This window comes from Streptomyces sp. NPDC059582 (assembly GCF_042735715.1).
Lineage (GTDB): Bacteria > Actinomycetota > Actinomycetes > Streptomycetales > Streptomycetaceae > Streptomyces.
In genome coordinates, this window is the sequence record NZ_JBHWCC010000007.1 from 145,390 (window position 1) to 157,950 (window position 12,561).

The following is a 12,561-nucleotide window of genomic DNA, read 5'->3' on the forward strand; positions in this document are numbered from 1 at the left end:
CGAGTCGGGCGGCGCCGCGGGCGTTGTCGGCCTTGCCCCCCGCCGCAGCCGCACCGGCACCGGCGGTGCCGCGTCCTACTTGGCGTCGTTGTCCCGGCCGTCTTCGAAGAGGAAGAACGGCTTGGCGCCACGTGCGGGTGTCTCGGCGAGCGCGATGGCTTCGGTGAAGCGTTCGAGTGGGAACGGCTGGCCCTGGGGGATGGTCAGCACTCCATCAGCGACAAGACCGCGAACCTCGGACAGTGCGCGCAAGCCGTCCTCCGGTGAGGCAGTGCCGAACCAGCGGTTCAGCCAGAAGCCGCGGACTGCTTTGGTCTCGTAGATGACCGAGCGTGCCTGCAGCGGGATCGTGAGCGCTGCCGGTTCAGTCTGGCGATGGGTGGAGAGCGCGCCGTAGACCACGACCTCTCCTCCCGGAGCCAATGCCTGGGACACCTGGGCACCCACGTGGCCCGCGACGCAGTCGGTGGCCTTGTGCACGCCGGCCGGTCCTGCGATCTCAGCCACACGCTGCAACAGGTCCTCGTCCTCGGTGCAGATGACCTCGTCACCACCCAGCGCTTTGATCTCCTCGACGGCATCGCGCCGCCGCACGACATTGATCGTGCGAATACCCAGATGCCTGGCCAGCTGAATGACGAGTCGCCCGACGGTGGAGCCCGCGGCCGTCTGCAACAACCATTCACCCGGCTGTACGTCGAGTTCGCGAGTCACGAGGAGCAGCGCGGTCAGCGGGTTGACGGCGAGCTGGCAGGCGTCGGAGTCGCTCAGGCTGTCGGGGACCGGCAGGAGCCTTCGCGTATCGGCGACAAGGTATTCCTGCCAAGTGCCGGACGTCTGAGGCCCGGGTATTGCCGGGACCGCGGCGACCACCACGCGCTCACCGACCTTCAGTCCCTCGGTATCGGGGCCCAGGGCCTCGATACGGCCCACGCATTCCATGTGACCACCGACAGTGGGGAACTCGGGGGAGAAACCATAGCGGCCACGCAGTACGTGCAGATCGCTGGCGTGAATGGGCGTCGCCTTCACACGGATCAACGCCTGACCGGTTTCTGGCGTGGGAACGGGCCGGGATTCCAGCCGTAGGACATCGGTCGGCTCGCCGACCTTTTCGGCTACGAGCGCGCGCATGGATTGAGGCATGAGTGACCTTTCGCCTCTCAGCGCCCGACGAACTCGGCGGGCGTTCTGGACAAAAACGGTGCTGGTGCCGGCGTCCTCGTCGGCGGCCGGGCTCCCGGGCCCTTCCTTCTCAATGGAACCGGCCCGTGTGCAGAATGTCGTCGACGTGGGGCCTCTCTGGGCCTCGACCCGTCGGCGGATACCGAAGCGTCGGACGCCGACCGCGGCTGACCGGAGTCCGACTCGTTTCTTCTGCGATCTGGAGGAAACGTGTCGCACACAGGTAATGGCACAGTACTTCCTGGACGACAGCGGTGTCGTCGGCGAGATTGTCCAGCCAAAGGGGGCGGTAGCCCTTGCGCGGAACTGCCGGGACGCCGCTTCCGAGAAATGTCGGTGGCGTCCCGTAGGCCATTTTCAGCCTCCCGTATCGGTTGAACTCCTAACAGGATCGCTCGACGCGACAGGCGCAGTCCAACGAAAGTCGGAGACTGCCGCCATCTCGCTGAGAGATACCTTCGTGGCTCGCTGAGGGATACTCGGAGGGTGGAACTGCGCCAGCTCGAGTACTTCGTCGCCGTCGCCGAGGAAGCGAACTTCACGCGTGCCGCCGCTCGGCTGCACGTGGTCCAGTCCGCGGTCTCCACCACGATCAAGAACCTCGAGCGAGAACTCCGCACCCAATTGCTGGAACGCACCCCCAAACGCGTGCTGCTCACGGATGCCGGTGCCGCCCTGCTCCCGCGCGCCCATGCCGCTCTCGACGCCGCCCGGGAGGCCGCGGACGTGGTGAGCGAGGTCCGCGGCGGACTGCGCGGCACCCTGCGACTGGGCGCGATCACCACGGTGGGGCTCATCGACCTTCCCGCGCTCCTCGGTGAATTCCACCGGCTTCATCCCGGCGTGTTCCTGCAGACCAGCGCCGCCCCCTCCGGCTCCCAGGGCCTGGTCGAAGCGCTCCTCGAACGCCGGCTCGACCTCGCCTTCGTCTCTGGGCCCGGACCGCCACCGACAGGCGTCACGCTGACCGACCTCGCCACCTCGGTGCTCGACCTCGTCGTGCCGGCCGACCATCCGCTCGCGAAACGCCGCACCGTGCCGATCACCGAACTGGCCGGCCTGGACTTCGTCGACTTCCCCGCGGGCTACAGCAACCGGACCGTTGCCGACCAGGCCTTCGCCGCTGCCTCCGTACCCCACCGAGTCACCATCGAGATCACCGACCTCACCACCGGCGTGGCCTACGTCCGCAACGGCCTGGGCGTGGCGCTGCTGCCACGGGTCGCCCTCGGCAAGGGACAGGACGTCGCCACGCTGACCGTCGACGACGCCGACCTGGAGTGGCAGTTTTCCCTGGCCGCTCCGTCCGACCGCCCGCCCGGTGCCGCGGCACGTGCCATGATCGCGATGGCGCACGAGTTCCTCTGGCAAGGGTGAGCATCACTCCGCGTGTCGTCCTCGGCACCTGAACCGTCCCTCACGGCATTCCGGGCAGTTGTGCCAGGAAGTCCAAGAGTTCCTGGTCGACCTCGCCGGGACGTTCCTGCTGAGTCCAGTGACCGCAGCCGCGCAGGAACACGCCGCGGCACGGGTGCTGCACCGCCTCCTCCACCGCTCTCAACGTGGCATCGCGGCCGCGCAGGCCGACGACCATGTCGCGGTCCCCGCCGATGTACAGCGCCGGCACCATGATCCGGCGGCCGCGGAAGGCCGCGAGCAGTTCCCAGTTGCGTTCGATGTTCCGGTACCAGTTGAGGCCACCGGTGAAGGCCCGGTCGCCGTGGCGGGCGTAGTCGCGAACGAAGACGTCGATGTCGTCCTGGGTGAGCCAGCCCGGCAGTCGCGTCGGCTCCGGCATCACATCCAGGAGGGTGCCGCCGTCGGGGACCATCCATGGGCCGGGCGGGCTGCTGGACGGGCTGTCCCCTGAGGCGCCGAAGAGCATCCGGCGGAACGTGGTCACCGGGTCCCGGGCCAGTACCGCGTCAGCGACCCCGGGTTCCTGGAAGCGGACTTGGTAGAAGCCGTCGCCGAACGTCTTCCGTGTGACCGACGGCGGAGTCATCCCTCCGGGCAGTATTGGCGGGACGCTCAGGCCCGCCACGGCGCGCACGACGTCCGGGCGCAGCATCGCTGTCACCCAGGCGACGGGGGCTCCCCAGTCGTGGCCGACAAGGACCGCACTCTCCTCGCCCAGCGCATGGACCAATCCGATGACGTCGCCGACGAGATGGAGCAGGCTGTACGCCTCGACGGCTTCCGGCTGCTCGCTGCGGGCGTAGCCACGCTGGTCAGGGGCGACGACCCGATACCCCGCCGCAGCGAGCGGGCCGAACTGATGCCGCCACGAATACCAGCTCTCCGGGAATCCGTGCAGCAGCAGAACCAGCGGGCCCTCCCCCTGCTCGGCGATGTGCAGCCTGACACCGTCGACCGTGACGAACCTGTGCTGGACCGTGTCCGACATGCCACCTCCAGGTTGAGCTTTCGTCCCTCTCCAGCCGGCCCGTCCACCGAGCACGGGCAAGCAGGGATCAGCCCCTCTCGGTGTCGGGCGTCCGCAGTGGCCGGCCGCCTCAGGGCAGACCGTCGTAGTGGTTCCGCCGGCCCCTTCTGCCAACCCCTTCTGCCAACCCCTTCTGCCAACCCCTTCTGCCAACCCCTTCAGCCAACCCCTTCTGCCAGCATGCTGCCGTGACAGCCACACCGCCCGACAAGCGCCCTGCCGAGACCACCTAGGAGTTCAGGTCAGGGCCCCACTCCCCCGCCGCATATTGGTATCCCGCGGCATCGGGCGGAGGGGCTGGACGGGCTGGACGGGCAGGACGGGCTGGACGGCCGAGCGAGGCCTCCGGGCTGGGCGTCCGGAGGCCTCGGCCTCCCCGGGGCGGCCTGCTTACGTCGCCCGCGTCCGGACGCCTCGGACTCCCGGGGCGGGCTACTTCACGTCGCCCGTGAAGATCGCCGTCTCCGAGTCGAAGTCGGGTGCCACCTCGACCTGGAGGAAGGATTCCGCCTTCGGGAGCTCGCATCCCCAGGGGATGGAGAGGGAGCGGCCGGTGAGGATGCTGGTGTCGGGGAGGCCGTCGAGGCCGTCGTCGTAGATGGACTCGCCTTCCCTGCCTTCGTCGCCGTAGGCGCAGTTGACGGTCATCGCCGTGGCGTCGAACGTCTTGCCGGAATTGTTCACGATCTTGATCGTGAACTTGGCGTACGGCGTCTTCTCGGGCGACGCGTATTCGCTCGACACCGCGCGCGAGAACTTGGTCAGGCTGACGTCGATGTCGCCGTCGTAGGTGATGGTGTCGTCGAGGGCGTAGGAGTCGCCGTCGGACGGGTCGGCGGACGGGTCGGAGTCCGGGTCCGCGGCGGTGTCCGTGTCCTGGGCCGACGCGGTCTCGGTGACGGTGACCGTGGGGGCCGCCTCGGCCTCGCCGTCGCTGCCGCCCGTGACGATGGCGGTGAGCGCGGTGGCGACGACCGCCGCGGCCACGGCTGCGGCGGTGGCGATGAGGGCCGTCCTCGGCTTCTTCGGGGGTTGCGGCGGCGGGAAGCCGAACGGTGGCGTGTAGCCCGGCGGGGGCGGTGGTGGCGGCAGCAGTGGTGGCGGCGGTGGCGGTGTGCCTTCGTGGCTCATGGTCCCCCCAAGGGTTTTGCTGTTGATTGGTCAAGCATCTCCTGTGCCGACGGGTTCTGTGGAGGTGTCGTGATGCAACTGTGCCGGTGAGGACGGTCAGTGGTGTCGTGCAGGCCACGGAACAGTTGCGACCGGGGCTCGTTGCCGGAAGCGGTTTCCACCCCGGGGCAGCATGGTGACGTATGAGCGATCACAGAGATCGGTACGTCGACTTCCTGCGCGCGTGGGCGATTCTCCTTGTCGTGGGCGGCCATTGGCTGATCACGGCGCTCGTGCGCGGGCCCGGCGGAGAGATCCGGGCGCCTGAGCTGCTGGCGACCGTGCCCTGGACCCAGTGGCTGACGCTCGCGTTCCAGATCATGCCGCTGTTCTTTCTGGCCGGGGGGTACGCGGCGGGCGGCTCCTGGGAGCGGGCGCGGGCGGCCGGCGGGAGCGTCGGGGGGTGGGTACGGCAGCGGGTGTTGCGGTTGTTGCTGCCTGCCGTCGCGTACAGCGGTCTCGTGCTCTGTGCCCTCGGGGCCTGTGAGGTCGCCGGCGTGGACCCGGGCATCCTCGCGCTCGTGGGGTGGGCCATGGCGATGCAGTTCTGGTTCCTGCCGGTGTATCTGTCGCTCAGTGCGCTGACTCCGGCCCTTCACGCGGCGCACCGGCGGTGGGGGCTCCGCGTGCCCGTGGGCATGGCTGCGGCAGCGATCGTGGCCGACGTGTCGGTGGTCGGATTCCATGTGCCGGTGGTGGGGCTGCTCGACTACCTGCTGGTGTGGGGCGTGGCGTACCAGCTCGGCTTCTGCTGGCGGGACGGGATGCCGGGCGGGCGTCGGATCGTGTCGGCCGCTCTGGCCGTGGGCGGCGGGGTGGCCTTCGGGGTGCTGGTCGGGCTCGGGCCCTTCCCCGTCAGCCTGATCCTCGTGACCGGACAGACGCCCAGCAACACCGATCCCCCGTCGGCGGCCATGCTCGCCTGGGCGGTGGCCCAGGTCGGGCTGTGTCTGCTCGTCGCCCCCGTGGTCAGGAAGGTGCTGGAGCGCGGGCGGGTGTGGAATGTGGTGCGGTCCGTGGGCGGCGCGAGTATGACGCTCTATCTGTGGCACATGCTGCCGGTACTCGTGGTCGCCGCGGCCTTCTGTCTCACCGGCATCGCGCCCCAGCCCGCGTTCGGGTCGGTGGCGTGGTGGGCGCTGCGGGTGCCCTGGCTGCTGGTGCTCGGCGTGGTGCTGGCCGGGGTCCTGTGGCTGCTGCGGCCTCTCGAACGGGCACTGGGGGTGGTCTACGGGCGGACCGCGGGGGATGACGCCCGCGTCCGTCGGCCCTGGTCCCTGTGGCTCGGTCTCGGTGCGGCCGTCGCCGCCCTCGCGTACTTCGCCGGGCACGGCTTCGCGTACGACGGACGGTTCCCCGTACTGCCGGCGCTGGGGCTGGTGACGGGAACGGGGCTGGTGGTGCTCGCCGGCGGGCGGACGGTATGCCGGTCCGAGGCGCACGGGGGCGTTCCGGAAGAGGCCGAGCGCGTGCCGGGGCAGCCGCGGTGACAGGACGGTGACACCTGTGCGGTCCGGACGTGTTCAGCGTCCAGACGGGTCCAGACCGGTCAGACAGTCTCAGACGGGCCCAGACAGGCTCAGACGGGCTCAGACGGGCTCAGAGCGGCCTGACGGGACCTGGCGTGGCGCAAGCGCGTGGCGCCGACGTCACGCCGAGCGCTTGCGTGCCGCCGTCTTCTTCGCGGCCGTCTTCCCTGTGGCCGTCTTGGCCGTCGACTTGGCCGTCGTGCCGGCCGTTGTCCTGGCGGTGGACTTGGCCGGCGCCCTGGCGGTCGTCTTCTTGGCTGCTGTCTTCGTGGCCGTGGACTTCGTGCTCGCCGTCTTCTTCGAAGCCTGCGAGGACTTCGCCGTCGCCGTCGACTTCTTCCCCCCGGTCTGCTTCGGCTCGGGCCGTGCCGGTCGGCGGGCGGTCTCGAGGTGTCTGACCTCCGCCTCCTCCGCCTCCCCGCCCCTGGACTCCTGCGCCGCCCGTACGCTCTTCTCCAGGGCCGCCATCAGGTCCAGGACCTTGCCGCTGGTCGCCGGTTCCGGGGATGGCGCCGGGGCCTCGCCGGCCGCCTTCGCGGCGATGGCCTGTTCGAGGGCCTCGCGGTACTCGTCGTGCAGGTCCTCCATGTCGACCTCGCCCAGCGTGTCCATGAGGGCGTCGGCGAGGTCGAGTTCCTTGTCGCTGACGGTGACCTGGGCGTCGGGGGCGACGCCTTCGGGGGCGCGCACCTCGTCGGGCCAGAGCAGGCCGTGCAGGGCGATGGCGTCCTCCACGACCCGCAGCATGCCCAGGCGCTCACGGCCACGGAGGGCGAACTTGGCGATGGCCACCTTCTGGCTGCGCTTCAACGCCTCGCGCAGCAGGGTGTACGGCTTGGCCGCCGGGACACCGCTCGCGGCGAGGTAGTACGCGCTGTCCATGTGGAGCGGGTCGATCCGGTCCGCCGGGACGAAGGCCACGATCTCGATCGTCCGCGCGGTCGGGATCGGCAGGCGGGACAGGTCGTCGTCGGTGATCGGGATGATCGTGCCGTCCGCGTCCTCGTACCCCTTGCCGATCTCCGCCGAGGTGACCTCGCGCTCCTCCAGCTCGCAGAACTTGCGGTAGCGGATACGGCCGCCGTCCTCGGTGTGGATCTGGCGGAAGGAGATCGAATGGCTCTCGGTGGCGTTCACGAGCTTGATGGGGATGCTGACCAGGCCGAACGAGATGGCGCCGTTCCATATGGATCGCACGTGCCGCACCCTTTCGATCTTTCGGACACCTTTTGTCATGTAAAGCGCGCTAATCGTGGGATTCTCATCGTATGACGCCAATCACGGAGGTGGAGGGGCGACGGGTCGCGCTCAGCAACCTCGACAAGGTGCTGTATCCGGCGTCCGGCTTCACCAAGGGTGAGGTGCTGCACTACTACGCCACGACCGCCGATGTCCTCCTGCCCCATCTGCGGGACCGGCCGGCCTCCTTCCTGCGATATCCGGACGGACCCGACGGGCAGGTCTTCTTCACCAAGAACGTGCCGCCGGGTACGCCCGAGTGGGTCACCACCGCCGAGGTGCCCCGGTCGGAGGGACCCGCCCGGATGGTGCTCGTGCAGGATCTGGCCAGTCTGATGTGGGCCGCCAACCTCGTCACCGAGTTCCATACGCCCCAGTGGGTGGTGCAAGAGCCGGAGGTCGCCGACCGGATCGTCTTCGATCTCGATCCGGGAGCGCCGGCCACCGTCGTCGAGTGCTGCGAGGTCGCGCTGTGGCTGCGGGAGCGGCTGGCCGCCGACAGCATCGAGGCGTACGCCAAGACGTCCGGGTCGAAGGGACTGCATCTGCTGGCGGCGGTGTGCGGGGCGTCGTCCGAGCGGGTGTCGGAGTACGCCAAGGAACTCGCCGTCGAGGCGGAGCGGGCGCTGCCGCGGCTGGTCGTCCACCGGATGACCCGGAGCCTGCGGCCCGGGAAGGTGTTCGTCGACTGGAGCCAGAACGCCGGGCGCAAGACGACCGCGGCTCCCTACACGCTGCGGGCTCGGGCGGAGCCGCTGGTGTCGGCGCCCGTGACCTGGGGCGAGGTCGAGGAGTGCGGGGCTCCCGCGCAGCTGGCGTTCCTCGCCGGGGACATCGCGCCTCGCGTCCAGGACTACGGCGATCTGCTCGCCCCGGTCCTCGATCCGGACCGCGCCGGCCCGCTGCCCTGACCGACCGGCACCGCTCGGCACATCGAACGCCTGGCCGCAGACTCCCGATCCCCTCCTTGCTGCAGGCTCCCGATCCCCCCTCCTCGCCTCGGGCTCCCGATCCCCCCTCCTCGCCTCGGGCTCCCGATCGCCCTCCTCGCCGCAGACTCGCGATCCCCTTCCTCGCCTCGGGCTCCCGATCCCCCTACTCGCCGCAGGCCGCGGTCCCCGGAGCCCAGGCCTCAGGCCCTGGAGCCCGGGCGGCACACCCCAGGCCCCAGGCCCCGCAAACCCCTGCCCCCGGACCTCGGACCCGGGCCCGCCGAGCCCGAGCCCCGGCCCCCGGCTCCAGCCGCGCCACGCGTCCGCTCACGTCCTCGCCCAGGTCCGCCGGTCCCGGGCCATCGCGTGCAGGGCCTCCACGTCCGCCGGCTTGAGTACTCCGCCCAGGCGCGACAGGTTCGTCAGGTCGGTGTCCGTCACAACGCGGATCTCGCGGGGCGGGGCCGTGAGGCGCAGGCCGGCCGGGCCCACCAGGGCCAGCACCGGGTGGACCTCGGCGGTCAGGGCGTGGGACGCGCGGTCGGCGTCCGCGCGGACACGGCGCAGCAGTGGCTGCGGCTCGCGCCGGCCCAGCGTGACCATGGGGTCGGCGACGAGGACCCGCTGCTTGCGGGCGTACAGCGCGTGGACCGCGAACAGCCCGGCGGGGCCGATCACCAGGTGGTGGACCCGGTCGCCGCCGGGCAGCGGGACGGAGTGCAGGGTGTGCCAGCCGGCCCCGTCGAGGCGGTCCAGGGCCTGGCCTACCGTCTGTTCCGCCTCCAGGGCGCGGCGGCGCGGGTCGGGGCGCAGCCGGTGGGGCGCGCCCGGCTCTCGGTCGAGGGCCACCAGGAGAGCCTCGCCGGGACGGTTCGGGGCGAGGTCGTCGTCCGGGTGCAGGGAGAGCCGGGCCAGCTCGGCGGGGGTGGGGACCGGGGGCGGGCCCACCGCGACCGGGCCGGTCAGGAAGGGCCCCAGGGCGTCGAGCACGTCCTCCCTGCGGTCCTCGCTGAGCAGGTTGACCCGGGCCGCCTCACGGTCGTACCAGGCGATGTTCCGGCCGTCTCCGAGGCAGACGTACAGCCGCTCCCGGCCGTGCCGCCAGGTCGGTACGACGCGCAGTCCGCTCATCCACCATCACCCCACGACCATGGGAACAGGCGGGGTGCTCCAGGGGCAAGAACCGGGCTACCTTTGGGAGGAGTTGGCCTGGAGGTTGGGGAGGGCTCTGTTGCGGACCCGGAGCAAGCAACCCGACGTACCCGCACCGCAGAGCCCGTGGAGCGAGATCGTGCCCGGGCTGTGGATGGGCGGGCACGAGTTCCGGGGCCGTTCCGGGCAACTGGAGTTCGCGGTCGTACGGGACGAGTTCGACCTCGTACAGACGCTGCTGCGGCTGCCGGGGCACGGCCCGGACGCCTCGGTCGAACACCATGTGTGGCCGATTCCCGACGGTCCGCTGGACGGGACACAGCTCGCGGGTGTGATGCGGCTGGCGCAGGCCGCGAGCGAGGCGCTGGACCAGGGCCGCCGCGTCCTGGTCCGCTGCTACCACGGCTACAACCGCTCGGGGCTCGTCGTCGCGCAGGCGCTGGTGCGACGGGGGCACTCGGCCGACGAGGCGATACGGCTGATACGGTCCCGGCGCTCCCCTTGGGCGCTGCACAACGAACTGTTCGTCGAGTACCTGCGAGCCGGTCTGTCGACGGCCCGCCTGCTGGAGGAGCTCGCCGAGTAACGGGCGGTGCCGGCCCGGTACGCTCCGAGCACCCCACCGAGTGCGCAAAAAGAACTTTCCGATTAACAAGGTGTACGGGCCCCGTCGTCCCGAACCACAGGAGTCCCGTGCCCCACAGCCGACCCACGCGTACCACCCTCGCCGTCCTCGCCGCCGTACTGTCGGTGACGGTCACGGGCTGCGGTGACGTGGGCGGGCTGCGCGGCGCCGGAGCGACCCCGACCGCGAACAGTCCGCTGCGGCTCTGGCCGAATCTGCCCCCCGCGTCCTCGCCCGCGTTCGACTTCGACGAGGCGGATTCGAAGATCGTGAAGGGGGTGTCCGTACCGGACGACGACATCCGCCGGGTGAACCCGGCGACCATCGTCCGGGCGGAGATCGCCGCCAATCCGAGCGACTACGACGGCGCCAAGGCGCGCTACCGCCAGACGGCGAGCCGGATCGCCGACTGCGCCACCGCCACCGGCACCGGCACCGGCACCGGCACCGGCGCCGACGCCGACGCCGACGCCGACGCCGACGCCGACGCCAAGGGTGACGACGGCAGCGACGGCGAGAACGGCAGTGACGGCTCGGCCGGGTGTCCCGTCCTCGAGCCGTACTACCGGGATCTGACCGGCGACGGACGCGAGGACCTGACGCTGGGCTTCCGGCTGCTGCCCGGGGAGCTGACCGCCGTGCGCGTCTACACCGTCGAGAAGCACCGGCTGGTACAGGTCATGGCCTACGAGGACGCCCTGAGCGCGGTCGAGCTGGCCGGGCGGTCCGTGATCGTCCGCTCGCCGTCGGAGGTCGCGGGCTACGAGTACCGCCTCCAGTGGACCTGGGACGCGGAGCAGAACGCGATGCTGCTGACGCACGACGAGATGCTTCGCACCGGCGGAGGAAAACCCCGGCCCTCGCCCCCATCAGCGTCACCGTCCTCGGCCTCGCCTTCGGCCTCCCCCTCGGCGAGCGCGCGATGAGCGTGATGAGCGCGCTGCGGCTGCCGCGGTGGGCCGGGACCCTGGCGGTGAAGGCGGCGCTGTTCATCATCGTGATGTGCTGCGCGCTCGCCGCGCTGCTCAGCATCCTCGTGCACGTCCAGGTGACCGACCAGACCGTCGGCCAGGCACGCGACCTGGCGCTGACCCGGCTGACGGACGCGACCCAGGCGTACGAGGCCGGGGACACGCTGATGCCGGGCGCCGGGGTCGACCCCGCGGGGCTGCCCGCGTCGCTGCGGGCGCTGGCGCTGGCCGGCAAGCGCGGCACGATGGTCGCCGACCACGCCGGCCGGCCCTCGATGTGGGCGGCGGGGCCCGCCGACGGCGGACGGGCGCTGGCCGTCGAGGTCGACTACGCGCAGCAGGCGCGGACCATCGCGGGCCTGGACCGGGCGATCCTGTGGTCGTCGGGGCTGGCGATCGGGGCGACCGTGCTGGTGGGGGCGTTCGCGGTGACGCGGGTGGCCCGGCGGCTGCACGCCACGGCACGGGTGGCCCGGCGGATCAGCGCGGGCGATCTGGACGCGCGCGTGGACGATCCCCGTACGAAGGACCAGACGCGGCCGCAGGACGAGGTGGCCGCGGTGGCCGTCGCGCTGGACACCATGGCGTCGACGTTGCAGAGCAAGCTGCAGAGCGAGCAGCGGTTCACCGCGGACGTGGCGCACGAACTGCGCACTCCGCTGACGGGGCTGCACGCGGCGGCCGAGCTGCTGCCGCCCGGTCGGCCGACGGAGCTGGTGCGCGACCGGGTGGCCGCGCTGCGCACGCTCACCGAGGACCTGCTGGAGATCTCCCGGCTGGACACCGGCCGGGAACGACAGGAGGTGGACACCGAGGAGCTGGGCGCGCTGGCCGAACGGGTCGTGCGCGGCTCCGGTACGGACACCGAGGTCAGGGTCGTGCGCGACGCGCGCGTGGAGACCGACCGGCGGCGGCTGGAGCGGGTACTGGGCAACCTCGTCGCGAACGGGCACCGGCACGGGCGGGCGCCGGTGGTGCTGACCGTGGACGGGCCGCTGGTCACCGTGCGGGACCACGGCGACGGCTATCCGGACTACCTCGTGGCACACGGCCCGCAGCGGTTCCGCACGGAGGGCGGTGCCAAGGGGCATGGGCTCGGCCTGACCATCGCGCTGGGCCAGTCGGAGGTACTGGGCGCCCGCCTGGAGTTCGTCAACGCGCCGGACGGCGGGGCGGTGGCCCGGCTGACACTTCCTCAGACCCCTTCGGCGGAGGGCACGGACCCCGGACCCGGGTGCGCGGGTCCCGCGTAGACGACCAGACGGACCAGACCGACCAGACCGACCAGACCGACCAGACCGACCAGGCCGAC

General features: G+C 71.1%; 11 protein-coding genes. 6 read left to right on the forward strand and 5 right to left on the reverse strand.

Annotation, left to right across the window (positions count from 1 at the left end; all coding sequences use genetic code 11):
• Positions 1-75 precede the first annotated feature (75 nt).
• On the reverse strand, positions 76-1,134 hold the full coding sequence (locus ACFV0T_RS09305) for a zinc-dependent alcohol dehydrogenase family protein (protein WP_385776186.1): 1,059 nt from the start codon (positions 1,132-1,134) through the stop codon (positions 76-78).
• Between the two features lie 537 nt (positions 1,135-1,671).
• On the opposite strand from ACFV0T_RS09305, the gene ACFV0T_RS09310 reads away from it, so the two are divergent.
• Positions 1,672-2,562, forward strand: a complete 891-nt coding sequence (locus ACFV0T_RS09310; protein WP_385776188.1) for a LysR family transcriptional regulator — start codon at positions 1,672-1,674, stop codon at positions 2,560-2,562.
• A gap of 40 nt (positions 2,563-2,602) precedes the next feature.
• Here ACFV0T_RS09310 and ACFV0T_RS09315 read toward each other — a convergent pair whose 3' ends face one another.
• The gene (locus ACFV0T_RS09315) at positions 2,603-3,592 is read right to left on the reverse strand and encodes an alpha/beta fold hydrolase (protein WP_385776190.1); all 990 of its coding nucleotides are present in this window, start codon (positions 3,590-3,592) and stop codon (positions 2,603-2,605) included.
• A 471-nt stretch (positions 3,593-4,063) separates the two neighbouring features.
• On the reverse strand, positions 4,064-4,762 hold the full coding sequence (locus ACFV0T_RS09320; RefSeq protein WP_385776192.1) for a hypothetical protein: 699 nt from the start codon (positions 4,760-4,762) through the stop codon (positions 4,064-4,066).
• Between the two features lie 182 nt (positions 4,763-4,944).
• On the opposite strand from ACFV0T_RS09320, the gene ACFV0T_RS09325 reads away from it, so the two are divergent.
• On the forward strand, positions 4,945-6,291 hold the full coding sequence (locus tag ACFV0T_RS09325) for an acyltransferase (protein ID WP_385776194.1): 1,347 nt from the start codon (positions 4,945-4,947) through the stop codon (positions 6,289-6,291).
• Positions 6,292-6,450: 159 nt separating this feature from the next.
• On the opposite strand, the gene ACFV0T_RS09330 is transcribed toward ACFV0T_RS09325, so the two are convergent.
• A complete protein-coding gene (locus ACFV0T_RS09330) occupies positions 6,451-7,527 on the reverse strand; it encodes a Ku protein (RefSeq protein WP_385776196.1) in 1,077 nt (358 codons plus the stop codon).
• A 71-nt stretch (positions 7,528-7,598) separates the two neighbouring features.
• Here ACFV0T_RS09330 and ligD point away from each other — a divergent pair, with 71 nt between their 5' ends.
• The gene (gene ligD / locus ACFV0T_RS09335) at positions 7,599-8,480 is read left to right on the forward strand and encodes a non-homologous end-joining DNA ligase (protein WP_385776198.1); all 882 of its coding nucleotides are present in this window, start codon (positions 7,599-7,601) and stop codon (positions 8,478-8,480) included.
• A 348-nt stretch (positions 8,481-8,828) separates the two neighbouring features.
• On the opposite strand, the gene ACFV0T_RS09340 is transcribed toward ligD, so the two are convergent.
• Positions 8,829-9,632 (reverse strand): nuclease-related domain-containing protein, encoded by an 804-nt coding sequence (locus tag ACFV0T_RS09340; RefSeq protein ID WP_385776200.1) that lies wholly within the window; start codon positions 9,630-9,632, stop codon positions 8,829-8,831.
• 100 nt (positions 9,633-9,732) lie between these two features.
• Here ACFV0T_RS09340 and ACFV0T_RS09345 point away from each other — a divergent pair, with 100 nt between their 5' ends.
• From ACFV0T_RS09345 to ACFV0T_RS09355, 3 genes are all read left to right on the forward strand, one after another.
• On the forward strand, positions 9,733-10,239 hold the full coding sequence (locus tag ACFV0T_RS09345) for a dual specificity protein phosphatase family protein (RefSeq protein WP_385776203.1): 507 nt from the start codon (positions 9,733-9,735) through the stop codon (positions 10,237-10,239).
• Positions 10,240-10,346: 107 nt separating this feature from the next.
• The gene (locus tag ACFV0T_RS09350) at positions 10,347-11,204 is read left to right on the forward strand and encodes a hypothetical protein (protein ID WP_385776204.1); all 858 of its coding nucleotides are present in this window, start codon (positions 10,347-10,349) and stop codon (positions 11,202-11,204) included.
• A gap of 5 nt (positions 11,205-11,209) precedes the next feature.
• Complete coding sequence (locus ACFV0T_RS09355; RefSeq protein WP_385776326.1) at positions 11,210-12,502, forward strand: ATP-binding protein; 1,293 nt, start codon at positions 11,210-11,212, stop codon at positions 12,500-12,502.
• The last annotated feature ends 59 nt before the right edge of the window (positions 12,503-12,561 follow it).

Bases quoted from the DNA above. Each gene is read 5' to 3' on its own strand.
- ACFV0T_RS09305 (WP_385776186.1), bottom strand. From the start codon at position 1,134: ATGCGCGCGCTCGTAGCCGAAAAGGTCGGCGAGCCGACCGATGTCCTA.
- ACFV0T_RS09315 (WP_385776190.1), bottom strand. From the start codon at position 3,592: ATGTCGGACACGGTCCAGCACAGGTTCGTCACGGTCGACGGTGTCAGG.
- ACFV0T_RS09320 (WP_385776192.1), bottom strand. From the start codon at position 4,762: ATGAGCCACGAAGGCACACCGCCACCGCCGCCACCACTGCTGCCGCCA.
- ACFV0T_RS09325 (WP_385776194.1), top strand. From the start codon at position 4,945: ATGAGCGATCACAGAGATCGGTACGTCGACTTCCTGCGCGCGTGGGCG.
- ligD (WP_385776198.1), top strand. From the start codon at position 7,599: ATGACGCCAATCACGGAGGTGGAGGGGCGACGGGTCGCGCTCAGCAAC.
- ACFV0T_RS09340 (WP_385776200.1), bottom strand. From the start codon at position 9,632: ATGAGCGGACTGCGCGTCGTACCGACCTGGCGGCACGGCCGGGAGCGG.
- ACFV0T_RS09355 (WP_385776326.1), top strand. From the start codon at position 11,210: ATGAGCGCGCTGCGGCTGCCGCGGTGGGCCGGGACCCTGGCGGTGAAG.